General features: G+C 65.1%; 13 protein-coding genes and 1 pseudogene. 11 read left to right on the plus strand and 3 right to left on the minus strand.

The window, feature by feature from the left end:
- The first annotated feature begins 810 nt into the window (after positions 1-810).
- From KBI5_RS08025 to KBI5_RS08045, 4 genes are all read left to right on the plus strand, one after another.
- Positions 811-1,155, plus strand: coding sequence for a helix-turn-helix domain-containing protein (locus KBI5_RS08025; protein WP_085014858.1), 345 nt, complete (start codon positions 811-813; stop codon positions 1,153-1,155).
- 4 nt (positions 1,156-1,159) lie between these two features.
- Entirely contained in the window at positions 1,160-2,938 is a 1,779-nt protein-coding gene (locus tag KBI5_RS08030; RefSeq protein ID WP_011435451.1) for a 3-hydroxybutyryl-CoA dehydrogenase, read from the plus strand.
- Between the two features lie 40 nt (positions 2,939-2,978).
- Positions 2,979-4,316 (plus strand): crotonyl-CoA carboxylase/reductase, encoded by a 1,338-nt coding sequence (ccrA, locus tag KBI5_RS08035; protein WP_085014860.1) that lies wholly within the window; start codon positions 2,979-2,981, stop codon positions 4,314-4,316.
- Between the two features lie 844 nt (positions 4,317-5,160).
- Complete coding sequence (locus tag KBI5_RS08045; protein ID WP_085014862.1) at positions 5,161-6,012, plus strand: alpha/beta hydrolase; 852 nt, start codon at positions 5,161-5,163, stop codon at positions 6,010-6,012.
- Between the two features lie 1,295 nt (positions 6,013-7,307).
- On the opposite strand, the gene KBI5_RS08055 is transcribed toward KBI5_RS08045, so the two are convergent.
- The 3 genes from KBI5_RS08055 to KBI5_RS08065 form a co-directional block, all read right to left on the minus strand.
- Positions 7,308-8,666, minus strand: a complete 1,359-nt coding sequence (locus KBI5_RS08055; RefSeq protein WP_085014863.1) for a cation:proton antiporter — start codon at positions 8,664-8,666, stop codon at positions 7,308-7,310.
- Between the two features lie 158 nt (positions 8,667-8,824).
- Complete coding sequence (locus tag KBI5_RS08060) at positions 8,825-9,799, minus strand: hypothetical protein (RefSeq protein ID WP_011435445.1); 975 nt, start codon at positions 9,797-9,799, stop codon at positions 8,825-8,827.
- On the minus strand, positions 9,796-11,754 hold the full coding sequence (locus KBI5_RS08065; RefSeq protein ID WP_241882742.1) for a tryptophan 7-halogenase: 1,959 nt from the start codon (positions 11,752-11,754) through the stop codon (positions 9,796-9,798). The genes KBI5_RS08060 and KBI5_RS08065 overlap by 4 nt, the downstream gene beginning before the upstream one ends.
- Positions 11,755-12,269: 515 nt before the next feature.
- Between KBI5_RS08065 and KBI5_RS08070 the strand changes: the two genes are divergently transcribed.
- The 7 genes and pseudogenes from KBI5_RS08070 to KBI5_RS08095 form a co-directional block, all read left to right on the plus strand.
- Positions 12,270-14,708, plus strand: coding sequence for a LuxR C-terminal-related transcriptional regulator (locus tag KBI5_RS08070; protein WP_133056972.1), 2,439 nt, complete (start codon positions 12,270-12,272; stop codon positions 14,706-14,708).
- Positions 14,709-14,958: 250 nt separating this feature from the next.
- Positions 14,959-18,189, plus strand: a complete 3,231-nt coding sequence (locus KBI5_RS08075; RefSeq protein ID WP_198537576.1) for a type I polyketide synthase — start codon at positions 14,959-14,961, stop codon at positions 18,187-18,189.
- 24 nt (positions 18,190-18,213) lie between these two features.
- The gene (locus KBI5_RS08080) at positions 18,214-19,197 is read left to right on the plus strand and encodes a beta-ketoacyl-ACP synthase 3 (RefSeq protein WP_241882743.1); all 984 of its coding nucleotides are present in this window, start codon (positions 18,214-18,216) and stop codon (positions 19,195-19,197) included.
- A gap of 145 nt (positions 19,198-19,342) precedes the next feature.
- Positions 19,343-24,819, plus strand: a pseudogene (locus KBI5_RS28665) (carboxyl transferase domain-containing protein).
- A gap of 427 nt (positions 24,820-25,246) precedes the next feature.
- The gene (locus KBI5_RS08090) at positions 25,247-25,684 is read left to right on the plus strand and encodes a metalloregulator ArsR/SmtB family transcription factor (RefSeq protein ID WP_011435438.1); all 438 of its coding nucleotides are present in this window, start codon (positions 25,247-25,249) and stop codon (positions 25,682-25,684) included.
- Positions 25,685-25,700: 16 nt separating this feature from the next.
- The gene (locus KBI5_RS26185; protein ID WP_157902460.1) at positions 25,701-25,841 is read left to right on the plus strand and encodes a hypothetical protein; all 141 of its coding nucleotides are present in this window, start codon (positions 25,701-25,703) and stop codon (positions 25,839-25,841) included.
- Positions 25,842-26,077: 236 nt separating this feature from the next.
- Positions 26,078-26,367: hypothetical protein (locus KBI5_RS08095; RefSeq protein WP_157902461.1), on the plus strand; the 290-nt coding region annotated here is incomplete at its 3' end.

Raw genomic sequence — 26,367 nt, forward strand, 5'->3', positions numbered from 1 at the left:
GTGGTGGACAGGTCGACGTGTCCTAAAATGTCGCGGATGTAGGGCAGGGAAATGCCTGCCTCCCCCTAGCTGCATGTGGCGGTAGCTGCATGTGGCGGCTTGGAGCCTCCCTCCGCAGAGCGACTCCGAAGGGCCAAATCCTTCATCTGCTACACAGCACCGCAGTCAGAAGCTCTTCCTACAATTCACTCCCTTCCACGTTCGTGGCGCACCTTGTCGTTTAACTTGTCGGTCCTTCAGGTCCTGCGGTCGTTGACCTGTCCGTGGTCTTCCCGACCGGTTGGATGATCGCTTGTCGTCGGTTGGCGTGGCCGGGTGGGCTGCCGGGGCCGTGGCGGGGTGGCCGGCCGGACGCCTTCGGCGGGCGGGGCGGGCAGGCGGAAGACCCGGTCGCAGCGCAGTCGGCCGACACCGAACCACGCACCCGGCGGAACACACCACTTCCGAGCACCTCAGGCGAGACTCGAGCGATCACAAGCGATCACGTAGATCGCAACCACTCAGCCAGTTGCCCGTTACAGAGAGACGTTCCTAGCGCCAACCGCCGCCGTCTGGCGACAGTCGCGAAGCTGCAGGTCGTCCTGCCATCCCTTGGCTTCCAGCGCCAACCACGGCGGGTTCGGGCGGACCGTCCGTCATCAAAAATGATCATGTTCGCCACCGCGCCGCCAGACCATAGGTGACCGCAGGCCTCACGCGTCGCCCCGAGGACGCCCATATTCATCCGTACAGTTGACGACATGGGCCACTCGGTGGGCTATCGTAAACGAATCAGCTGATGTATCGTGGTTGCAGGGGAAGGTCAGGATCATGTTTCAGATCTTCGAGGCTCTTGCGAATCCGCCCTGGTGTGACCTGATCGAGCGGCTGAGCGACGGCGACGCCACGGTCGGCGAGYTCGCCGAGTGGTGCAAGGCCGACGTGCAGACGGTCTGCAAGCACATCGAGGTACTCGAGCAGGCCGGCCTGGTCAGCCGCACCGGGGATGCCCACCGCAGCCTGGTGCGCCTCAACGCGGAGGTGTTCGACCTGATAACCACACGGATTGTCGACGGCTTCCGTCCGGAGCATTGGGGCATCGCCCCAGACAGGGCGCAATTGATGGGGATAATAGTGAAGAATCCGGGGCGAGCGCACCGGATCGTCCACCGGTGACCTGATGGATATCCAGCTCAACGGCACGAAGGTCGGAGTTGTCGGGCTCGGCACGATGGGCGCCGGCATCGCCGAGGTAATGGCGCGCGCCGGCATCGAGGTGGTCGGCGTCGAGCTCAACGACGAGACGCTGGCCCGTGGGCTCGATCGGATCCGGCACTCCACGGACCGGGCGATGAGCCGCGGCAAGTTGACCAAGGTCGAGCGGGACGCCCTGCTCGCCCGTATCCAGGCCGGAACCGGGATCGAGGCCGTGGCCGACTGCCAGCTGGTCATCGAGGCGATTCCCGAGCGGATCGAGAAGAAGCTCGGGCTCTTCGCCGAGCTGGACAGGCTGTGTCCGCCAGAGACGATCTTTACGACGAACACCAGCTCCCTGCCAATCATCACGTTGGCCGTCGCTACCTCACGCCCCTCCCGGGTTGTCGGGACCCACTGGTCCAACCCCGCACCGGTCATGGGCCTGGTCGAGATCATCCATACTGCGGTCACCGACCCGTCTGTACTGGAGGATGTCGGGACGCTCGTCGCGAAGGTCGGAAAGACCGCGGTGGTCGCCGGGGACCGGGCGGGTTTCATCGTGACCGCCCTGCTGTTCGGGTACCTTAACAGCGCTGTCCGGATGCTGGAGGCGTGCTACGCCACCCGTGAGGACATCGACGCCGCCATGCGGTTCGGCTGCGGTCACCCGATGGGCCCATTGGCACTGCTCGATCTGATCGGTCTCGACTCCGCGTACGAGATTCTCGACTCGATCTATCACACCTCCCGCGACCACCTGCACGCACCGGCCCCGCTGCTCAAGCAGCTAGTGACCGCCGGCATGCTCGGCCGCAAGACCGGGCGGGGTTTCTACACCTATGCCGCCCCTTACTCCTCCGAGATCGTCGACATGGTCGAACCACCCCAACTCGGCTTCTTCGCGGTCCCAGGACGGCCGGTGCACACGATCGGCGTGGTCGGCACCGGCACCATGGCCAGCGGAATCATCGAGGTCTGTGCCCACCATGGCTACAAGGTGGTGTTCCGTGCACGGAGCGAGAAGAAAATCGCCGCTGTCCGGACGAAGATCGAGCGGTCACTGGACAAAGCGGTCGAACGGGGAAAGATCTCATCGGACGAGCGTACTTCGACACTGGCACGGGTTCGAGCTTCGACCGATCTGTCCGTCCTCGCCGAGTGTGACCTCATCATCGAAGCGGTCGTTGAGGACTTGGACGTCAAACGGGCGCTGTTCGCTGAACTCGACACGGTTGCACGCCCGGGAGCGGTCCTCGCGACGACCACGTCCTCGCTGCCAGTGATCGAGTGTGCCACCGCCACGTCCCGCCCRCAGGATGTGGTCGGTATGCACTGGTTCAACCCAGCGAAGAAGATGCGCCTGGTCGAGATCGTGCCGACCATCGTAACCGCGGACGACGTGACCGCGACTGTCTTCGACGTGGCCAGGACGGCGGGCAAGTACCCGGTCCGGTGTGCCGACCGCGCCGGCTTCATCGTCAACACCCTACTGTTCCCATATCTCAATGACGCGGTGAAGATGCTGGAGTCCCATTACGTGGATATCGATGTGATCGATACAGCCATGAAGGTCGCCTGCGCACACCCGATGGGGCCGTTCGAACTCGCCGATGTCATCGGCCTGGACGTGACACTCGCCATCCAGCGCGCCCTGTACCGGGAGTTCCGCGAACCCGGGTACACCCCGACGCTCCTGCTGGAAGACCTCGTCAGGTCCGGATGTCTGGGGTACAAGACCGGGCGGGGTTTCCGGGTCTACTGAACATCTGCTCGATGTCGGCATCGTATAGGAGAGTTCGACCGTGAAAGAAATAAGGTCAGCTATTCTCGCCGGTGACACGCCCAAGGAGGCCTTTACATCCCTCCGGGTGCCGGAGACCTACCGGGGAGTGGTCGTCCGAAAGGAAGACGTCAACATTTTCAGTGGGCTCGCATCCCGCGACAAAGACCCCCGACGTTCACTGCACCTGGACGAGGTCGCGACACCGGAGATCGGCCCCGGTGAGGCGCTGGTCGCCGTGATGGCGTCCTCGATCAACTACAACACGGTGTGGACGTCGGTCTTCGAACCCCTGCCGACGTTCGGTTTCCTGGAGCGCTACGGCCGTCTCTCCCCGCTCAGCAAGCGACACGACCTGCCTTATCACGTCGTAGGGTCCGATCTCGCCGGTGTCGTGCTGCGCACTGGGCCGGGGGTACACGCCTGGTCGCCAGGTGACGAGGTGGTGGCCCACTGCCTGTCGGTCGAGCTGGAACGGCCGGAGGGCCACAACGACACGATACTGGATCCGGAGCAGCGCATCTGGGGTTTCGAGACCAACTTCGGTGGCCTCGCCGAACTGGCTCTGGTCAAGGCGAACCAGCTCATGCCGAAACCGGCGCATCTGAGCTGGGAGGAGGCCGCGGCATCGGGCCTGGTGAACTCCACCGCATACCGTCAGCTGGTGTCGCGCAACGGCGCGGACATGAAGCAGGGAGATATCGTGCTGATCTGGGGCGCGAGCGGGGGTCTGGGCTCCTACGCCACGCAGCTGGCGGTGCGCGGCGGTGCCATCCCAGTCTGCGTTGTCTCTTCTTCCGAGAAAGCCGAAATTGCCCACAGGATGGGCGCCGAGCTGGTGATCGACCGGACGTCGGAAGGCTACCGGTTCTGGACGGATGAGCACACCCAGAACCCGAAGGAATGGCAGCGCTTTGGCAAGAAGATCCGGCAGCTCACCGGCGGGGAGGATCCGGACATCGTTTTCGAGCATCCCGGACAGGAGACCTTCGGCGCCTCGGTCTATGTGGCCCGCCGCGGCGGAACGATCGTCACCTGCGCCTCCACCAGCGGCTTCGTCCACTCCTACGACAACCGCTATCTCTGGATGAATCTGAAAAAGATAGTGGGGTCGCATTTCGCGAACTACCGCGAGGCCTGGGAGGCCAACCGATTGATCACCAAGGGGCTGGTTCATCCGACCGTGTCACGGGTGTATCCACTGGACGAGACCGGCCAGGCCGTCTACGAGGTGCACCGCAACCTGCACCAGGGCAAGGTCGCGGTCCTGTGCCTCGCGCCGCAGGAGGGCCTCGGCGTGCGCGACAACGCGATAYGGACCCGCCATCTGGAAGCGATCAACCGCTTCCGCGAGACGTGATCATGAATTTTGGATTTTCCGCGGGAATAGCGGAGGTCGGAATTCGCCAGCCTCCCCGGCCCTGCCGCCACCAAGACGGACGTGTACCGCGGTGTTGTTGCACGCGGCCTCCACCTCCTACGGATCGCGAGGATCATCGGCGGGGGATCACCCCCGCATCAGGGAAGGGGCTCCTGTACCGCCATCACCGGACGCTGAAGGGAGGGGATGTGGCGTGGCCTCCGAACTGTCGACCTCGGACTAGCAAGTCAACAATCTAAGCTAATCCAACATCAATGGAGGTTTGCCTTCATGAGCGGCGTAACCAGTTCGGATTTTTCGGACCACCTCGATACGCATGGACCTTTGCTAGTCGGAGCATGGAAGCTTGTCTCGTTCATCGTTACTGACCGCAATGGAATAATTCTCAGCATGCCCATGGGCACCCAACCGAGCGGTCTAGTGATCTACGCGGCCGACGGCCACRTGTCCGCACACCTGCGCGACCCTCAGCGTCGCACCTCAAGCGCATCCGTCTCCGAATTCATGAATAGCTCGCAGGTCGACGCCGAATCGATCGCCATGAACCATCCCTACATCGGATACTGCGGAACCTATTGCCTAGAGGATGATCAAGTCATCCATCATGTGCAGGTGGCGTCTGTTCCCGAATGGATTGGAGGGAACCAGGTTCGCAATTTCGCRTTGAGAGAGAATGTGTTGACGCTGTGTTGTCCGGCGAAKTGGGACGGCTCTGGCATCCRGCTTCCGTACCTGACGTGGGAGCGGATCCGGCCCGCGGAATCGCCAGCTGGTGCGACCGTAGCACCATAGCGGCCACCGCTGACGAAGAAAAGAGCCTGCCATGACGGGCGCACACGCTGGCCGTGCCAATTTTGGCTGGCACGCACGATTCATTGATCTGCCTGCCGGCCGATTCAGCTATCGGGTCTGGAGTGAAGATCGAGATGAACGAATGCGGGTCGTGTTGCTGCATGCCAACGCGGGATCGGCTGCAAGCTGGTCTCGTGTCGGCCCCGCGCTGGGGGATAGGTACCAGGTGTTCGCGCTCGATCTGCGAGGACATGGTGCCAGTGTTCGAGCACCCATCGGGTCGTACGGCCTACGCAAGGCCGCTGATGATGTGGTGTCCTTCCTGACCGCCCTGGGGGTCGAGGAGCCGATGCTGGTCGGCCACTCGTGGGGAGCCGCCGTGGCCCTGGTCACCGCGACCGGTGCCGAGTCGGAGCAGCTTCCCCYGACGGTGTCGAGTCTTGTTCTTGAAGACCCCCCGGTGATGATGTCACCAAAGCTGCAGCGCGAACAGATCAACGATCTGATCAAGGCCATCGCACTGCCCGAAATAGAACTGCGGGAAATCCTCGCCATGGTTCATCCCAGCTGGCACCCCGATGATGTGGACAGTCTGCTGGAGGGTTTCCGGTACGCCGACCCTGCCATCGTCGAGAGCCTGGTGCGCGATGGATCCTGTACGGGCTCGCTACTCCCGCTCCTAGGTCAGCTCACTGTTCGGACCCTTCTCATCCGCGCCAACCCGCTGCGGGGCGGACTGTGGTCCGACGAGGAATGGGCGCACGCACGCCGCATCCTGCCCGCCTGCTGCACCACCGTCGAGTTGCACAACGCATCACACGACGTGCACCGTAGCCAGTTCAACCAGTTCATCCAGGCCGTTCGCGAATTCGCAGAGATCTGAGAAGGTGTTTGAGATTGTCGGTCAGAAGGGGTTTGAGAATRGAGGTTGATAACGGTATGTGACCCGCCGGCGTGCGGGACGATGGCACCCAGACCCGCTGCCTGGAYACGACGGCGAGCCGGGCCGCGTTCGGCCCGTCGGGCACCGCCGACGACCCGCCCCACCTACTTGTGCGCGCCGCGCTCATGACCACCTACGCGTCGCGAGCGACGCTCGGGGCCGCGATCGACGGCTCCCACGTCGGCGAGCAGACGCTGGCCGCCCGATCCTCGCCGAGCAGCCGGGGGTGTTCAACGCCCTGCGGACCTGCCTCGAACCGGAGTGGCAACGGTTCAACCAGCTTCCACAACTCGTCCGGGACCGGACGTAGAGCAAGCCGCTCTCCATCACATCCATGATCGTTTATCTACCGGGAACCGCCGCGTGAGACACGCTCTTAAAGTACTTCCATTGAGCTCACACCTGATCATCAATGGCACCAGCAAGGTTCGGAAGAGGCGGGCTGGTTTACCCGCCGAAGGTACTGATGTGATCACCGGAAGGACGCTTCAGGATCTTTTTGACCTCGCGGACGGGTGGAAAACCCGGCCTCTCGGGTAGGTGGAAAAGTTGCGCATAGGGCAGTAGACTACTGAATCATTATGGACACCATACATTCCTTCCAATCCCGATGGCCCCGGACGCCGAGGCACCGTGGCCGTCGAGCCATGGTGACGGTGCTTGGCGCCCTCGTCATCCCATCGACTCTGTTCCTCAGCGGTTGCGGCCAGAACTCCAAGCAGGACAACGGCGGCGCCGTACCCGTACCACGGGCCAGTATCGAGAGTCCGCAAAGTGCGACACCCCGGCCGGCGCCAGCCGGGGCCACCAGCCACGTTGCGGTCATAGCCCAGACAGCGGTCCCAACCCCTCCCGGAGGAAAATTCTAAGAACCTATTTTAGATCTTGCTCTAACCTCGGACGCATGCTGGGCGCCAGAGGATCGGACTCCGGCGCTCGGCGTGCCAACCGGTCGACAGCCCGCTTTATCGGGTCGGGATATGGGACCAGGGTAATTCCAAAACAGCTTCTTGGGTCGGGTGGCCCAGGGGATTCGCACTCCTGGGCTGGTAGGGGCAGGGCGACTCCGAAGGGTCAAAATCCTTCATCTGCCACGCAGTCGTTGGCCTGTCCGTGGTCTTCCCGACGGGCTGACGAGCGGGAGTGAGCCGGTCGGGTCGCGCGGGTCGAGCACACCCCGACCCCACCTACACCACACCCGATCGAGTTACGAAACAGCCTTTTGCAGGATGCGGTTATTTGACGTCCATGCCGGCGCTAGCGTCGGGCACCGGAATGTGCGCTTTCGGTGTCGCCGGGGGGTCCAGTCGCCGTAGTGTCTCGTCCGCGGTGTGCTCCACCCGTCGCATCGTGAGGTGCAGGATCGGCGGAGTTATCATGGTGGTGATGAGTGCCACGAGGACCACCACCGTGTAGGCCGCCGTGTTCAACACGCCGAGGCGCAGCCCCACTCCGGCGACGACCAGACCGATGACCCCGCGGGCGTTCAGCCCGGCGCCGAGCGCGAGGGCCTCCCAGTGGCCAAGCCGGCTGGCCCGGGCTCCGAGGTAGGCGCCGGCGAACTTGCCCGCGACGGCAAGCAGCAGGACCACCAGGCCGGCGGCGAGGACCGACAGGTCGGTGAGCTTGCCGAGATCGACCCGTAGCCCGGCGGTGGCGAAGAAGATCGGCGCCAGCACGGTGAGCACCACCGTCCGCAGCGGCGCGACCCGGTCGGGAGCGAAACCCCGGCTGGACCCGATGACGACGCCGGCGATGAACGCGCCGAAGATCGCCTCAAGCTTCAGTGCCTCCGTGGCCGCCGCCGCGGCCAGGATCAGTACGGTGACGACCACGATGTGGCCACCGCCGTCGCGCGCCGTGCTGGCGTATCGAAGTGCCCGTCGGACCGTCGGAGGACCGACCACCAGGGCGGCCAGCACGGTGCCGAGCACGCTGACCACCGGCACGGCGATGTCACTGCCACGCACGCCCGTGGTCGCCATCGCCGACACTATGGAGAGTGCGAACCACCCGGCCACGTCGTCGACTGCGGCCGCGGCCAGGGTGAGCTGGCCGACGTTGCGGTCCAACAGGTTCATGTCGATGAGGATCTTCGCGGCTACCGGGATCGCGCTGACCCCGAGCGCTACGCCGAGGAACACCGCGAACACCAGCCGATGGGCGCCGTCCGCGACGAGAGAGTCAGGCAGCAGTAGACCCGCCGAGACGCCGAGGCCCACCGGAACCAGCAGCCCGGCGAGGCCGACCCGGGCGGCGGCCAGACCCCGGCGCCGCACCATCTGGATGTCCATCTCTATGCCGATGAATCCGACCAGCAGAATCACGCCGAGCTGGCCGACGGCGTCGAGGAGATGGAACTGGTCGGCCCGTGCGGGCAACAGCCAGCCGGCGAAGCCAGGCGCGAGCGCGCCAAGCAGAGATGGCCCGAGGATCACGCCGGTGAGGAGTTCACCCACCACTGCCGGCATTCCCAGCCGCGTTGCCGCCCGCCCGAGGAGATAAGCTAGCCCGAGCAGGACAGCGATCTGGAGCAGGAAAATGAGAAGCGCATGGGGCGACAGCGCGGCTACCGGACCGGATGCGTTGACCATCACTACTCCTGGGAAGGTCAGGCGGACGTCTAAACCGACGGTGACGCCGAGCACGAGCGAGAGTGGCAGGATGAGGTAAACCGCCGGTAGATCCGATGCGCTGCGTGCGTAACCGTTACTCCCCGGGGCCGGCGAGCGTTTCTCGGTAGGTCATCGGGTCAGCCGCCAACCGCCCGCGCGATGGTCTTTGCGTACGTGTCGTAGGCGTTGCCCTCGGTCAGGAGCAGACGGGGGATGACAAGCTCACATTCCAGTAGCCGCAGCACACGGTGTTCGTCCCGCAAGCCGTCAACCCGGCCGAAGATCAACGGTCCGTATCGGTTCTCTAGTGCTTCATATACACAGTACGCCCACTCACGCTCGGCTGGTGTCGGCTGGATCACTTCATTCCGGCCACCGAACCGTTCGTGTGCCCACCAGCCGCCGTCCCGGGCGACTCTTTTGCGGACCGCGTGGCTCAACTTTCCGCCTAGGAAGACGAAGGAGAGTTCACCGTGAGCCAGGATCGATGAAAGAAAGGGCTGGACACAGACGTGATGGGTGGACACCAAGTCACGGAGCAGTGTCTCGGGTTCCGTGTCGCGGCGTGGTGCCACGCCCGTCGCCGACGTTGCTTCGTGGCCGTGCCGGACGAAGTGCGTTGCTGAGGTGCTCGGCCCGCTCCGTGAGACCCGGAAGGTGCGCCAGGAGCCGGCCGAGACGGTTGGCTTGATGACGACATGGTCCCATCCGGTCTGGGTCATGAGCGTGTCAATCGTCACGTCCTCGCCCCGGGAAACCCACCGGGTCGGGATCACCGCGATGCCGTCCTGTTCGAGCTCTGACAGGTACCGACGTTTGTCGAGCGTCCCGACGGCCACCCGCATCGAGTTCAGAATTGGAATCTTCCCGTCCAGCTCCAGATACAGTCTCCGGATCCTGTCAAGAAAGTCGGGCCGCTCGTGGAAGCCGCGGCACATTCGTAGGTTCACGCCGTCGAACGCTGTCCAGTCGACGGTGTGCACGTTGTCGAGATGGACCGCGACTGCCGTGACACCGTAATCAGCCAGGGCGGTAACGATCTGTGGGTACTCCGCGTGCGGCGAGTCCAAATGTAGATAAGCGATCGGTCGCCCAGTGGTAACGGCTTTCATTCATTCTTCCTTAGCAAGGCCTCGTGGTTAGCGAGTTCGCTGGCCGTCGCGCTGTCGCTGGGGCGGCGTACAAGCAGGCGCAGGCGTCGGATCGCCGTGTCCGCCCCGTCCCACAGATAGGCAGCGGAGAATCCGGCGAGCAGGGCGTACGGCCGCAGCCGGATCACCCATCGCAATCGGGTGTTGGCCGGCACGGGCAACCGGTCCAACCAGGTCGCGGTGCCCTCTGGTCGTAGTTCCGCGGGTTCCACCAGGTCATGAGCTGAAATATCTCGTCCGCGGTCCCCGCCGATCGCCAGCCACCACAGCTTAGGCAGCGGCGCGGTGACGTTCTGGACACTACGGACCGTTGGTAGCTTGACACCGTGATCCAGCCGCCACCGTGCGCGGGCCGCGAGGTTGGCCTGTAGCCGGCTCTGTATCCAATGCACGGTTTCCGGCGGCAACCACCGCCACAGCGGGGCCCGGGAGTAGAATAGCGTGGATTGCAGACGCCGCCGGACGCGGCGGTTCTTCGGGGTCTCCCGAGTGGTGTCGCCCTCGGTGTCGACGAGCCATCGGGTGAGCGCTGAACGGGTGCTGCCCACCGACCAGAACACCATCATATCAAGCACGTGGGACAACACGAAGAAGCGAGGATCCGCGATCGCGGCAGTGTACTTTTCGCGGACCATCGCGCGCAGCATGTGCCAGTCCTGGCGAGTGGCTCGGTTCACCCGCTCGATATACGCCCGGTCCAGGTTCCCGGAGCGGACGTCGTCCTGGACAATGTTGGCGAGATGCCAACTGGTCACCAACGCCAGCGCGATTCCCTGGCTGTAGTAGGCGTCGATGATGCTGCCCGCGTCGCCTACCATTGCATAGCGCTGCGGGCTGACGAACGTGTCGGTCCAGTGCTGGACGTTCCGGTAGGTCCGGAACTCAAGGAGTGACTCCGGTGCGATCACCTTGTCGAGGACGGGGTGCCGCCGGATGAGATTCCAGAACTGCTCCTGCGGAGTTCGGCCGGGTGGCGCCGACCGCTGGTCGAAAGTCGCGCCGACGCTGATCCGTTCCTTCGAGAGCCGGATGACCCAGATCCAGTAACCGGCCCCCCACAAATGTACGGTGTACAGGTCGCGTTGCGTATCGCGGCCGTTAGGGAAGGTATGCGTCCACTCGTCACCGAACAGGCCGTCGGTCACGCCCTCGAACTGGCCCCAGACCGCTGTCGTCTGAAATCCGTCAGTCAGTTCCCGCCGCTCCGCGGCATGTCCGCGGCCGCGGGCCAACAACCGGTTGCGTCCAGAACAGTCGACGACCCAGCGCGTTCGGATGATGTTGCTGTGCCCGGTTGTGCCGTCCAGCCATTCCACCTGGTGCCAGTCCGCTCCCGGGGAGATCTGTATGTCGCTCACTCGGGCGGTGTCGACGAAAGTGATTCCAGCACGCCGTCGGACGGCCGCACACATCGAATCCTCCGCTTCGGGACGGACGATCTGCATGTCGAGGAACATGCAGCGGAACCACTTCTTGTCGGGCGCAAGATCGTAGAGATAATGCGGCGGATGCGGGTCGGCGTTGATGGCCCACTCGGTGGCGTCGTGGAAGTCTGATCTGTTCTCCGTGCCGTGGGAGAACCATACACCGAGTTTCGCGAATGATTCCTCGGTGATGAACTCATCCAGCTCGCCCACAGTGCGGAGAAAAGCACTTGTGAAGACTAGGAACGACTCTCCAACCTTGTAGCTGTGTTTCTTGTCGCGAAGGTTGTCGATCAGCGTTACTCGCAGGCCTCGTTTGGCAAGCTGAAGGGCGTTCGCCAGGCCTATGATGYCGGCACCGACTACCACGGCATCAGTTTCGGAGGTCGTCTGCCGAATCACCGGCAAGCCCTTCGGTGAATGCGCTTTCTCGTTGGTCATCAAATCAGATCTTTGTCGAAGTTTCCGGGAAACGCGGTCGGCCTCGCCCACCGGCTGGATTTTCGCATCTGGTCTCGCGTGCTTAGTCTCGCATAAATTTACTTCGTCATAAGCGCACAGGACTGGTGTCGACGATACCAAGGGACTTTGTTGGCTAGCTCCGCAACCAGATCCGGCCGCCACGTTAACGATCTTCCTAACTGCCCTGCTTCGCAGGGTCTCCCCCAACTCTGGCGTCATCTCATTGCATGGAACACGGATGTACAACACCCGACTATTACAATTGATTGGCCTGTGGATGTGCCATTGCCCTGGCTGCCTACACCCGCTCCAGCCGGTCGGCTCCGGTCCCCGGCATCCCAAGGCTGCTGGCAGTGCAGTCTGCGTCCTCGGCATGGGTGCAGCCTGAGCGACGGACCGGTGTGCGGGGACGGGAGAACTACCTGTCTCACTACCTGTCCGCTCGCCTGCCCACCTGTCTGTCCCAGTTGTCCACCTGTCCGTCCCAGTTGTCCACTTATCCGACCAAGTTGTGTCCCCCCACAGGTAGCGGGACGGTGTTGTGTGTGTCCGGACGTGGAAGGTCGAACCTGCCGGCGGAACTAACCAGCTTCGTCGGTCGCAGACAGGAGCTGGCAGAGGCATTGCGGTTGCTGGCCGGCGCCCGGTTGCTCACGCTGACCGGGCCCGGGGGGGTCGGGAAGACCCGCCTCGCCCTTCGGCTCGCGGCGGACCGGCAGCGCGCGTTCCCCGACGGTGTCTGGATCGCCGAGTTGGCCGACCTCGACGACCCGTCACTGGTCGTCGACGCGGTCGCCGAGGCGATGGACCTGCAGTTCCTCTCCGGGCGATGGACCGCGGCGACGCTCGCCGCGCACCTTGCTCCGCGCAGGATCCTGCTCGTGCTCGACAACTGCGAGCACCTCGTGGACACGTGTGCCCGGCTCGTCAACACCCTGCTGCGCGCGGGCCCGGACCTGCGGGTCATCGCAACCAGCCGCCACCTGCTCGGGGTGGCGGGGGAACGGGTGCTGAAGGTGCCCCCGCTGAGAGTACCCCCGGTGCCGGCCCCGGGCGCGGACCAGTCCGCGTTGGCTGGCGGGCTCATCCAGTACGAGGCGGTGAGCCTGCTGGCGGAGCGCGCGGCGGCGGTACTGGGGGAATTCAGCCTCGACGAGGGCAACTGGCGGACCGTCGCGTCGCTGTGCCATCGCCTGGATGGCATCCCGCTGGCGATCGAACTGGCGGCTGCTCGGCTCCGGACGCTGTCCCTGGAGCAGATCCTCGATCGGCTCGACAACCGCTACGCCCTGTTGACGCGAGGCAACAGGGCCGGACCCCGCCGCCAGCAGACCCTGCGCGCGCTGATCGACTGGAGCTTCGGCCTGTGCAATCCCGAGGAGCAGCAGATGTGGGCGTGCCTGTCGGTGTTCGCCGACGGGTTCACCTTGGAGGCGGCTGAGCAGGTGGAGGGCGCCAGGTACCCGCCGGCAGTCGTGCTGGACGTGCTGAGCGGGCTGGTTGACAAGTCGATTCTGGTCCGTGACGACGACGAGGGGATGGTCCGGTTCCGGATGCTGGACACCATTCACCAGTACGGCCAGGACCGCCTGCGCGAGTCCGGTCGGGAACAGGACGTGCGCCGTCGGCATCTCGCCTACTACCGCCGGATGGCGGCCCTCGCCGACGCTCAGTGGTGCAGCCCGGCCCAACTGGACTGGATCCGGCGGATCCGGAACGAGCAAGCGAACCTACGGGTTGCGCTGGACCTCTGCCTCACCACACCGGGCCTGGCGGAGACCGCTCTGTCCATCATGGTGGCCTTGTGGCAATACTGGGCCGCCATCGGGCTACTCAGCGAGGCGCGCTTCTGGTTTGATCGGGGGCTGAGCAAGGCCACGGAGCCGGACGGGATCCGGGCCATCGGTCTGCAATCGGCCGCCCACGCCGCGTCCCTCCAGGGCGACATCACCGCGGCGGCGTCGCTGCTGGCCGAGGCTCGCGATCTGGCCGCCAGGCTGCACGAGCAGCGGGTGCTCGCACGCATCGCCTGCGTCGAGGGCAGGCTCGCCGCCATCAGCGGGGACACGTCGGCGGCGGTGGAGCGCAGTCAGGACGCCCGCCGCCGGTTCACTGACCTCGACGAGCCGCTCGGTCTCGCCCAATCACTGCTCTATCTCGGGCTGGCCCACGGAATCCGCGAGGAACAGGACGCGGCGGCGACCGTCTTCGCGGAATGCGTGGCGTTGACCGAGCGCTTCGGCGAATGCTGCTTCCGCTCGTTCGCTCTGTGCGGCCTCGGTCTGGCGGCCTGGCAGCTAGGCGAGTTGGAGCAGGCGATGGAGCACCATGCCGCGGCCATCTCCCTCAAATACGCGTTCCACGACCATGTCGGCATCGCCGTCGCGCTGGAGCAGCAGGCGTGGGTCATGGCCTCGGCCGGTCGGCACCACGAGTCCGCGGTCCTGCTCGGCGCGGCCGGGCGGATCTGGCGTGAGACCGGGGCGTCGATCGCCGTCTTCGGGCTCGCCTCGTTCCACCACCGATGCGAGGCGTCCCTGCGACGCGTCCTGGATCAACGGAAGCTCGAACGCGCCCTAGCGCAGGGCGCGGAACTCGACCTGGACGAGGCCGTCGCCGCGGCTACCCAGGGCACCGGGACTCCCGTCGCCCACCCCGTCGTTCCCGCCGGCGAGCCGGAGGTGCCCCTGAGCCCTCGGGAGCGTCAGGTGGCGGACCTCGTCGCCCGCGGTCTGAGCAACAAGGAGATCGCGAGCTACCTGGTGATCGCCCAGCGCACGGCGGAAGGTCACGTCGAGCGCATTCTCGGCAAGCTCGGTTTCACCTCACGGGCCCAGATCGTCGCGTGGGTTAAGGACAGCAGCAGGAGCCCCCAGGAACGTACGTGTGAGCCGCAGCGACATGTTGGCGAGCGCGAGCGGAGCGCCTCCACCTCACCCCCGCCTCCTCATGGAGAGTCTGGAGGCGTACAACCTCAYGGGTAGTCACGGGCCGCGACTTCGCTGGCGGCTGTGGATCATCTGACGGGGCCTCATCACAGATCTCATCAGAGCGCAGATCTCCGGACCGGGACACCAGGCACCTCCTCCTGCGTGGGCCCGGTCGAGGCCCGGCGTGTCCGCCCCGCCGACAACCACACCAAAGTGGAATATATATTAACCAAGTGGTTGATAAGCGACCAGATTGGGGTACTCTTCCTTCATCATCTCAACCGAGTCGCTGAGGAGCGTCCTCGTGTCGAAGCAGAGGAAGAGCGACGATCGACTGCCCCGGGTCTCCCCGGATCTTGCGGACCCGATCCGGCCCGTCCTGGTCGAACAGCTGACCAACAGTGACATCAYGGTCACTACAACCGACGACTCCGCCAACGACGCTCCGGTCAAGAAGGCGGATCAGACCATCCGCGCGGATCCGAGTAAGGGTTCGGGTGAACGGACGCGGGATGCTGGGGGAAACACCTCCAGCGCGGTTGCGGTGATTGGGATCGGGTGCCGCCTTCCTGGCGGCGTTGGTTCCGCGGCGTCGCTGTGGGATTTCCTCCGCGACGGTCGTGATGCGGTCACCGATGTGCCATCAGAGCGATGGAGTGAGGCGTCGCGGGAAGCATCGCAGGCAGAGACCGATCGGAACGTGCTGTGGCGTGGCGGGTTTTTGTCGGAGGACGTCGGCGCCTTCGATCCAGAGGCCTTCGGTATCGACCCGACCGAGGCAGAGTTGATCGATCCTCAACATCGGCTGTTGCTGGAGGTCGTGCAGGAGGGGTTCGAGCACGCTGGATTGCCAACCGATGACCTGGTAGGGAGCAGCACTGCTGTGTTCGTCGGCATGTCCAACTTGGACCATATGCTCCACGCACATCAGCTCCCGAGCGGCGGGGGCCCCTACTTTGTGCCCGGTAACCAGGCCGGACCGGCATCCGGTCGGATATCGCACGTCTTCGGTTTGCGCGGTCCCAGCATGACCGTGGACACGTCGTGTTCGACAGGGTTGGCCACCGTGTACCTGGCATGTAACAGCCTTCGGCAGGACGAGTGTGACCTCGCGATCACTGGCGCGGTCAACCTGCTACTCAGCCCCCGAACGTTCCTGGCCTATAACGAGTTGGGAGTGCTATCTCCCACCGGGCGATGCTTCAGCTTTGACGAACGAGCGGACGGCTACGTTCGGGCCGAGGGCTGCGTGGTCCTCGTACTTAAACGTCTCGACGACGCGATGCGTGACCAGGACCGCGTGCTCGCCGTGCTACGGGGGGTGGCGGTCAATCATGACGGGAAGACGTCCCCGTTCACCGTTCCTTCCGAGCAAGCTCAGGAAGAGGTGTTCCGTACCGCCCTGAGTATTGCCGATGTCGACCCGGAAGAAATTGGAATGATCGAAGCGCACGGCACCGGAACCATCGTTGGCGACCCGATCGAGTTCCGTTCGCTGGCCGCCGTCTACGGACGGGGACGAGGCCGGTGTGCATTGGGTTCGGCTAAGACGAACTTCGGCCACGCCGAACCCGCCGCGGGCATGGTGGGGCTACTCAAAGCCATATTGGCGGTGTACCACGGTGAGGTCCCGGCGTCCCTGCATTTCCGACGGTGGAACCCCGCTATCAACCCGTCCGGCACCAGGTTGTTCGTTCCGACCGTAACGACACCATGGCCAGTCACCGGTGGTCCGCGCCTCGCGGCCGTGTCCTCCTACGGTGTGGGCGGGACCAACGCGCATGCCATCGTGGAGGAACCGCCGGATTCCAGCTCCCCGGTCGCGCCGAGGTCGTCCAGCAGCAGCGACGATTCCGTTCTCACGTTCCTGCTGTCGGAAGGATCAGAAACTGCGCTGCAGCATTCCGCGATCAGGCTCGCCGACTGGCTCATCCGCTCCGGCGCGACGACACCCTTGAAAGATATCGCGCACACGCTCGCGGTACGCCGCTCGCACGGCCCCGAGAGACTGGCGGTCGTCGCTCGCTCCCGGGACGATCTCGTCAACCGCCTACGCGCATATGCCGACGGGACACACCCCCGTCCTGAAGGCATGGTCAACGATTATGTCCACGCCGAGCACGCAACGGGACCGGTGTGGGTGTTCAGCGGCCACGGCTCGCAGTGGCCCGGTATGGGGCGAGACCTGTTCGCCACCGAACCCGTGTTTGCCGACACGATCGCGGCRCTCGACCCCCTGATTCGCGCCGAGTCGGGTTTCTCGCCGGAGGAGGTGCTGCGGGCCGGTGACGAGGTGACCCGAATCGACCAGGTACAGCCCTTGATTTTCGTGGTACAGGTCGCTCTGGCGCGCACCCTGCAATCCCACGGCATCCACCCCGCCGCCGTAGTAGGACACTCCATGGGTGAAATCGCCGCCGCCGTGATCGCGGAGGCGTTGACCGTGGAAGACGGCATCCGCGTCATCTGCCGTCGGTCTCGGCTGTGCGTTCCCATCGCCGAAGCCCGCGTTGCGGCGATGGCGGTCGTCGAACTGGATGCGGCCACGGTCCAGGCAGAGATCGACCATCTTCCCGACGTGGCTGTCGCGTTCTTCGCCGCACCCCGGTCCACCGTGATCGGCGGTACTCGAGTCGAAGTCGAACGCCTGGTCGAAAGCTGGACATCCCGCGACGTTCCCGCGCATATGATCAATGTCGATGTCGCCTCGCACTGTCCCCTGATCCATCCAGTCGCCGACGCGTTGACCGCTGAGCTCAGCGATATACGGCCTAGGCAGCCGACGATCCGTTTCTATACCACGGTTCTGCCTGATCCGCGGCAGACACCCACATTCGATGCTGCCTACTGGGGTGAGAACATGCGCTGCCCGGTTCGGGCGGTGGATGCCACGACCGCCATCGTCAACGACGGACACCAGCTTTTCCAGGAGATCTCTCCACATCCGGTGGCAATCCACCCGCTTATTCTGACCCTCCAGGCGGCCGGGGCGCCGGAGGCCACGGTTGTACCGACTACCGATAACAGGCACGATCAGGCCACAGCCCTACGAACGAGCATCGCAGCGCTTCATTGCGCCGGGCTCGACATGAATTGGCGGCGGTGGCACGGCGATGGAGCCATCGCGGACGTGCCGCCTACGACGTGGGACAGACGCACCTATCTGATCAAGCTACTCAGGAACCTGGCGCCCCCGACCGACTCGGCCCGGTCAGCGCATACAGAGCCGACCGAGCAACGTCCGGACACTGGGACGGACGCCGACATCAGCGCCGAGATTTCACAGGCTACCAGAGATGAACGCCTCAAGATCATCAGAAAGATGATCATTGAAATCTTGCGTGAGATCCTCAGCTTGCGAGCGCGTCGACTGAGCCCTAGTGCCGCCTTTTCGGAACTCGGTCTGAACTCCCTACGCGCCGTGGAATTCCGCGGACGAATCCAGCAAATATTCAAGGTCTCCATCTCRCTCGCCGCAATCCGGGAGCATCCCACAATCGCAGAATTCAGTGAGTATATCGCCGAACTGCTGTAGCCTCGACCCCTGAAAGGATTAATCGTGAACACAGCCATTCTGGGAACCGGGTCATACGTCCCAGAAAAAATTTTGACGAGTGAAGAAATGGAAGATCGCCTCGGTCTCGACCGTGGCAAGATCTTCGAGAAGACCGGCATCCGCGAACGCCGTGTGRCAGCACCGCACGAGGCCACCTCGGATCTGGCTGCCCACGCCGCACGACAGGCGCTCGCCGCGGCAGGCATGCAGGCCCGGGACATCGATCTGATCGTGCTTGCCACATCCACACCCGACCAGCCCATGYCCGCCACCGCATGCCACGTTCAAGCATCCATCGGCGCCACTCGAGCGTTCGCCTTCGATATTCAAGCGGTCTGCACCGGCTTCATCTACGCGCTGAAGTGCGCCGACTCCCTACTTGCCGCGGACCCGGATTACTCCACCGCCTTGGTTATTGGCGCCGACACCTATTCGCGCATTCTTGACTACACCGACTACCGCACCTCGACTCTTTTCGGAGACGGTGCTGGCGCGGTCGTCCTCGGCAAGGTACCTGACGGACAAGGCCTGTTGGCGAGCACCCTGTACTCGGACGGGCGCAACAAGGACTTGATCCAGATCCCAGGCGGAGGCAGTCGAATACCTCCGAGCCATCTCAGCATCGAGAAACATCAGCACTACTTCATGATGAACGGCCGGGAGGTTCGTCGCCTGGCAACCGAGAAGTTGGCAGCAGTCGTGACGGAACTGTGCACGACTGTGGGTATAACGCTGCCCGACGTTGATCTCATCGTGTCTCATCAGGCGAACGGCGTGATGCTGGCCGACCTGGCTGAGAACCTGGGGCTCGCCTCGGGAATGTTGCATCTCACCGTCGGCAAGTACGGCAACACCGGTGCCGCTTCCGTGCCGATCACACTGGATGACGCTGTACGGGCCAGTCGGCTCCAGCGGGACTCCCTGCTCCTTATCGTGGCTTTCGGCGGCGGCGCGACGTGGGGTGGAGTCGCCTTGCGCTGGGCGTAGGCCCGATATCAAGCAGTCGCCGATCCCGGCGCGGTCATCGCGACCGGCCGGGCGCCATCCCCACATTCCGGTCAGTCACCAGTCGCGAGGACGAACCGGCCACCCGCCAGCCGAATGATGTGTCTTGAGCAGGAAGGACTCAGCCGTGTTCCGCTGCGTCGCCATCGTCAACCGTGGTGAGGCCGCGATGYGCCTCATCCGAGCCGTTCGGGAGATAGTCGCCGAGACCGCGACAGCGATCGAGACCGTCGCCCTGTACACCGACGTCGACCGCACCGCGACGTTCGTGCGCGAGGCCGACAGGGCCTACTGTCTTGGCCCGGCCGCCGCGCGTCCCTATCTCGATCTGAGGGTCCTAGAGCGCGCGCTGGTGGAGACTGGGGCCGACGCCGCGTGGGTCGGCTGGGGCTTCGTCGCGGAGGACCCGGCGTTCGAAGAGCTTTGCGAGAGGCTCGGGGTCACCTTCATCGGGCCTAGTTCCGAGGCCATGCGTAAGCTCGGCGACAAGATCGGCGCGAAGCGGATCGCCGAGGAGGTCGGCGTGCCGGTCGCGCCGTGGAGCCGCGGTCCGGTCGAGAGCCTGGACGCCGCCCTGGCAGCGGCTGCCAAGATCGGTTATCCGCTTATGCTCAAGGCGGCCGCGGGCGGCGGCGGTCGGGGCATCCGTGTGATCAGGGACGAGTCCGAGCTTGTCAACGCCTTCGAGCGCACCAGGCAAGAGGCCGCGCGGGCGTTCGGCATCGATGTCATGTTCCTGGAGCGCCTAATTACTGGGGCCCGGCACGTCGAGGTCCAGGTGATTGCCGACGGCCAGGGCACCGCGTGGGCGCTCGGCGTCCGTGACTGCTCGGTGCAGCGGCGCAACCAGAAGGTAATCGAGGAGTCGGCCTCGCCGGTGCTCAGCCCGGAGCAGGCGGCCAACCTCAAGGCCGCGGCCGAGCGGCTGATCGTCGCGGTCGGCTACCGGGGCGCGGCGACCGTCGAGTTCCTCTACCATCCCGGCGACAAGCAGGTCACGTTTCTCGAGGTCAACACCCGCCTGCAGGTCGAGCACCCGATCACCGAGGCCACAACCGGGTTCGACCTGGTCAAGGCCCAACTACACGTGGCCTCGGCCGGCCGGCTGCAGGGCGTGCGGCCGGTCGAGCGCGGACACGCCGTCGAGGCCCGGCTCAACGCGGAGGACCCCGACCGCGACTTCATGCCGTGCCCGGGCCACATCACGCGGCTGGAGCTGCCAGCCGGACCCGGCATCCGCGTCGACACTGGCTTCAGCGAGGGCGACACCATCCCGGCCGACTTCGACTCGATGATCGTGAAGATCATCGCCTACGGCCGCGATCGCGACGGGGCGCTGGGCCGGCTGYGCCGGGCGATTCAGGAGACCAAAGTGATCATCAAGGGTGGTGTCACGAACAAGAGCTTCCTGCTGGACCTGCTCAACCGGCCCGAGCTGATCGACGCCAGCGCGGACACCGGCTGGATCGACCGCGTCGGGGACGGGCTTGTCTCGCACCGGCACTCCGCCGTGGCCCTGGTGGCAGCGGCCATCGACGCGTACGAGGAGAAGGAGCACGTCGAGCGGCAGCGGCTGCTGTTGACGGCGTTCGGCGGACGCCCGCAGGTGCAGCACGACAGCGCTCGGCCGCTGGACCTCAAGTTGCGCGACGTCGGCTACCGGGCGCGCGTGGCGCGGCGGGGCCCGTGCCGGTTCCACGTCAGCCTCGAAGCGGGCGCCGACGTCCGCACCRCTGACGTCAAGATTGACCGCTTCGATCGGCACACCGGGCAGATCGTCGTCAACGGTGCCCGGTACCGGCTACTCGCCGACATCCACGGGCCCGTCCACCTGATCGAGGTGGACGGCGTCACCCACCGGGTCAGCCGCGACGAGGGCGACGTCGTCCGCTCGCCCATGCCTGCCATGGTTATCGCCACGCCGCTGGAGGTTGGCGCCGAGATCGAGGCGGGCGCACAAATCCTGGTGCTGGAGAGCATGAAAATGGAGACGGTGCTGCAGGCGCCGTTCAAGGCGCGGGTGAGGGAATACTTCGTCTCCGTGGGCAGCCAGGTAGAGGCGGGTGCGCCGCTGCTGCGGCTGGAGCCGATCGCCGGCGCCGAGGTCGAGGACAGCCCGGCCGCCGCGGCGGCCGGGCTGGACCTGCCGACCGCGCCCGAGGAGGTCCCGGCGCGTGAGCGCACCGCGCGCGGCCTGGAGGATCTGCGCGCTTTGCTGCTGGGCTTCGACCTGCACGATGAGCGCCAGGTGCTCCACGACTACCTCGCCGCGCGTCGGGCGGCCACCGAGGAGGGCCACCAGCCGCTGGCCAAGGAGCTAGAGATCATCGAAATATTCGCCGACCTGGCCGAGCTGAGCCGGAACCGGCCTGCCCGCATGGACGTCGGCGATGAGGGCCACCTGCGCAACCCTCACGAGCACTTCCACACCTACCTGCGCAGCCTCGACGTCGAGCGGGCCGGGCTACCGGAGGCGTTCCAGGCCAAACTGGCCAAGGCGCTCGGGCATTACGACGTCACCGACCTGAAACGCTCCCCCGAGCTCGAGGCCGCGGTGTTCCGGATCTTCCTCGCCCGGCAGCCCGCCACCGCCAAGGTGGCCGCCAAGGTAGTTGYGGCGCTGCTGGAATCGTGGCGGTGGGAGCCGCCGCCGGACAAGTCCGTGCACAAACCGGTGCGTCTGGCGCTGGAGCGGCTGGTGGCCGCCACGAAGGGCCACTTCCCCGTGGTTGCCGACCTCGCGCTCGACGTGATGTTCGCCTGGTTCCAGCATCAGCAGTTGCTGCGCCGTGCCCAGGAGCGCATCCGTATCTTCGAGCACCTGCTCCACCTGGACGCCTACCCGGACGCGCCGGATCGCACCGAGCGCATCGCCGAGATGGTGCGCAGCACCGAGCCGCTGGTGCCGCTGCTGGGCCAGCGGCTGCTGCGCGGCGACCGGGATAACACGGTCATACTGGAAGTGCTGACCCGCCGGTACTACGGCAACAAGGACCTCACCCACATCCGCGCCACCGAGTACGCCGGCTACCGGTTCTGGGTGGCCGAGCGCGCGGGCTCCAGGCTCGTCTCCTGCGCAGTTGGCTTCGACGCGCTGGACGCGGCGCTGGGTGGGCTTGCGGAGCTGGCAGGCGGCGAGCGCTCCGTCGATGCTGACATCTACCTGTCCTGGGAGAACCAGCCGGCGGACTCCGACGTGATGGCGGCCGCGCTGGGCGAGGCCGCCAGCGCGCACCCGCTGCCGCCCCAGGTGCGTCGGCTCACCATCACCATCACCCCGGAGGCAGCCGCACGATGACCCACCACTTCACGTTCCGGCCGTCGGACGCCGGGATGGCCGAGGAACGGCTGATCCGCGGCCTGCACCCGTGCATCGCGCAGCGGATGCAGCTGGAGYGGCTGAGCAAATTCGACCTCACCCGGTTGCCGTCGTCAGACGAGGATGTGTACCTCTACCAGTGCGTGGCGCGGGAGAAGCCGTCGGATAACCGCTTTGTCGCGTTCATCCAGGTACGCGACCTGTTTAGGGAGCACGATCATGATGGCCAGCTGGTCGCGTTGCCAGCGGCCGAGGACGCCGTGGCCGCCTGCGTCGACTCGATCCGCCGCGCGCGGTCGCGGCGACCGTCGGACAAGCGTTTCAACACCAACCGGATCGTGGTCTACGTCTGGCCGCCGAGCGACATCACCCGCACCGAGCTGGAGATGATCGCTGAGCGTGTGCTGCTGATGACCGCGGACGCCGAGCTAGAGGAGATCCTGTTCATCGCCCAGCAGCGCAGCCCGCAGACCGGCGAGCTGTCTGAGATCGCCGTGTGTGTCTCCTTCAAGACCACGGGCGCCGAGCTGACCGTTGGCGAGCCTTCGGTCGAGCCGGTCGAGCCGATCGACGATTACCGGCTCAAGGTGCTACGCGCGAGCAACCGCAAGATGATGCACCCGTATGAACTGACCGACCTGCTCGGCGACTTCGTCGAGTACGACCTCGACGACAACTGCGCGCTGGTGCCGGTCGACCGGCCGAAGGGGCACAACACCGCGGCGATCGTCGTGGGTGTGGCCACCACCCCGACCAGGCTGCACCCGCAGGGTGTCACCAGGGTCGTACTGCTCAGCGACCCGACGAAGTCGCTCGGCGCACTGTCAGAGCCGGAGTGCCGCCGCGTGATCGCCGCACTGAACCTGGCCGAGCGGAGGCGGTTGCCGCTGGAATGGTACGCGCTGTCCTCCGGTGCCCGGATCTCCATGGAATCGGGCACGGAGAACATGGACTGGGTGGGCGCGGCACTCAAGCAGATCGTCGAGTTCACCCAGGCCGGCGGCGAGATCAACATCGTGGTCACGGGCATCACCGTCGGTGCGCAGCCGTACTGGAACGCCGAGGCGACGATGCTCATGCACACCAAGGGCATCCTGGTGATGATCCCGGACTCGACGATGGTGCTCACCGGCAAGCAGGCAGTGGATGTCTCCGGCGGCGTGTCGGCCGAGGACAACTTCGGCATTGGCGGCTACGACCGAGTGATGGGCCCGAACGGGCAGGGGCAGTATTGGGCGCCGAACCTGACCGCCGCCGTGGACATGCTGATGGCATACTACAACCACACATATGTCGCCCCCGGCGAGGATGGTCCGCGGCGAGCGGAGACGAACGACCCCGTCGACCGCGACATCTCCGACTACCCTCACTCGGTGGCTGGCAGCGACTTCACCTCCGTCGGTGAGATCTTCTCCGCCGAGGCCAACCCGGACCGCAAGAAGCCCTTCGGCATCCGCCCTGTGATGGAGGCGCTGTCCGACCAGGACCACCCGGTGCTGGAACGCTGGAAGCACATGGAGAGCGCGGAGACCGCGGTGGTGTGGGACGTACACCTCGGCGGCATACCGGTATGCCTGATCGGCATCGAGTCGCGCGCTGTGCCGCGGCACGGTTTCCCGCCCACCGACGGCCCGGAAATCTATACTCCGGGCACGCTGTTCCCGCAGTCCTCGAAGAAGGTCGCACGGGCGATCAACGCGGCAAGCGGGAACCGGCCGCTGGTGGTGCTGGCGAACCTGTCGGGCTTCGACGGCTCGCCGGAGTCGATGCGCAAGCTGCAGCTGGAGTACGGCGCCGAGATCGGCCGCGCGATCGTGAACTTCCGCGGGCCCATTGTATTCTGCGTGATCTCGCGGTACCACGGTGGCGCGTTCGTGGTGTTCTCGAAGGCGCTGAACCCGAACATGACCGTGCTGGCGCTGGAGGGCTCGTTCGCCTCGGTTCTCGGCGGCGCTCCCGCCGCCGCGGTGGTATTCGCCCGCGAAGTCGACGCCCGCACCGCGGCCGACCCGCGGGTGCGCGGCCTGGAGGCCCGCGTCGCGGCTGCCACCGGCGCCGACCACACCGCGCTAACCGCGGAGCTCGACGAGCTCCGCGTCTCGGTCCACGCGGAGAAGCATCGCGAGATAGCCACGGAGTTCGACCGCCGGCACACTATCCAACGCGCGGTCGAGGTCGGCTCCGTCGACGCCGTCATCCCCCCCGCCGAATTGCGCCCGCGGGTCATCGAGGCCATCGAGRCATCAAAGCCCGTGGGCGCTGACCCCGAAAATGAGGTGAGGTGACGGCGTGCCGGGGCCCGGTGGCCGTCGAACGTGAGATCGAACGCGTTCAGAGCGGGGCGGTCCCAACCGATCGGTGCGGTCCCACCGCCCTGCCGACGCGTCTCGAACCGAGGGCAGCAATGCTTCCACCAGCTCCCACAGATCGTCCGGGACCAGTCGCACCGCGAGGCTGTTCTCCATTACGTCCATGATCAGAGATGCACCCCGCGCACCCACACGAGACACGCTCTTATACGTCGCCATGACCACTTGATTCCGCCCTCAATGATCTGCCACTAACATATAGATGCTGACGCATCGACTCCTTGAGACCGCCCGGATAATCCGAATTATGTATTATCGCGGGCCGGGACTTCATCGATAATTTATCTTGATTGAGAAATTCGGATAATATTATTAATTGGATAAGCGATAGGATGAGCGATAGATGGATGAATTTTCTAGAATTTTCGCGGCCCTTGCAGACGCGACCCGTCGCAACATGGTCGAGCGACTTGTCAAAAATGACGCCACAGTAGGTGAGCTTGCCGAGCCGTATGAGATAAGTCTCCAGGCGGTCTCCAGGCACCTCAAGGTGCTTCAGGAAGCCGGCTTGATCCGCCGTCCTGGAGGTTGYCACCGCAGCCCGGTGCGTCTCGAAGAGGATGCGCTCGGCCCAGCGGCCCGATGGATCCAGGAATTTTACAGCTCTCGCCTCAGATTCAAGGACGACGATATCGCCGGAAATCTCACAGGGGTAGCTAACCCGGAGAAATTAATAGCTGTCCGGGAAAAGGAGGCGCTGACCGCGCTGGAGACCGCGCTGGAGACCGCGCTGGAGACCGTCTTCGGCAGAGCTGCAAGCCTGCCCGAAAAAGCCCTATAGCGTAAGTTGATCAGCGGTGTGTGTCCGACAGATACCGGATCCGCCCGGACCCCGGGTCGGCATGCTGCGCTTCGCGGCCTTGGCGGTCGCGGTCATCGCCGAGGACAGTGGCGCGGAGCATCGGGACGTCGCCCAGCAACGGGTGCGTCTTTTCTGAAAGCGTCATTTGTGTCTGATTGGAGTCAAGACATCCTGCCATCGGCGAGTCCGGACCTTTACGGATGTTTCAGGCACTACCAGGTGTGATCGTCGCTGGTCAGCGGCTGGTTGACCGACCGAGGGAAGCACCGGCGGGGAGGGACTTCGTCGCCGGGATCGTCGACTGCCGTCCAGTTCGCGGGATCATGGGCGACGTTGGTGCCCTTGTCCCAGACAGGTCACGGAGGCCCTGCGGTGGCGGTTGCGGTGACGGTGGAGCGCGTCGGTGAGGACGGCGGCAGGGTCCCGCTGGACCCCGAGACCGCCGCTCTGCTCGCGGGTCCGATCGAGCGGTGCTCCTCGCTGATCGGCTGGGCGGTCGACGGCGCCGCCGCCCTGGATCACGGCGACCGGGAGAAGACGCTCGAGACGGACGGCCGCGAACTGCTGCGCACGCTGCTGGAGACCACGTTCGCCCTCGACGCCGCCCGCGAACAGCGCGTCAGCCACCTGGTGTCCGCGGCCGGGATCCGCCACGGCGGCGT

Origin of the sequence: Frankia sp. KB5 (assembly GCF_002099325.1) — a bacterium.
GTDB classification, from domain to species: domain Bacteria; phylum Actinomycetota; class Actinomycetes; order Frankiales; family Frankiaceae; genus Frankia; species Frankia casuarinae.

Excerpts from the sequence above, each read along its gene's own strand:
- KBI5_RS08055 (WP_085014863.1), bottom strand. The coding sequence starts at position 8,666 with ATGGTCAACGCATCCGGTCCGGTAGCCGCGCTGTCGCCCCATGCGCTT.
- KBI5_RS08060 (WP_011435445.1), bottom strand. The coding sequence starts at position 9,799 with ATGAAAGCCGTTACCACTGGGCGACCGATCGCTTATCTACATTTGGAC.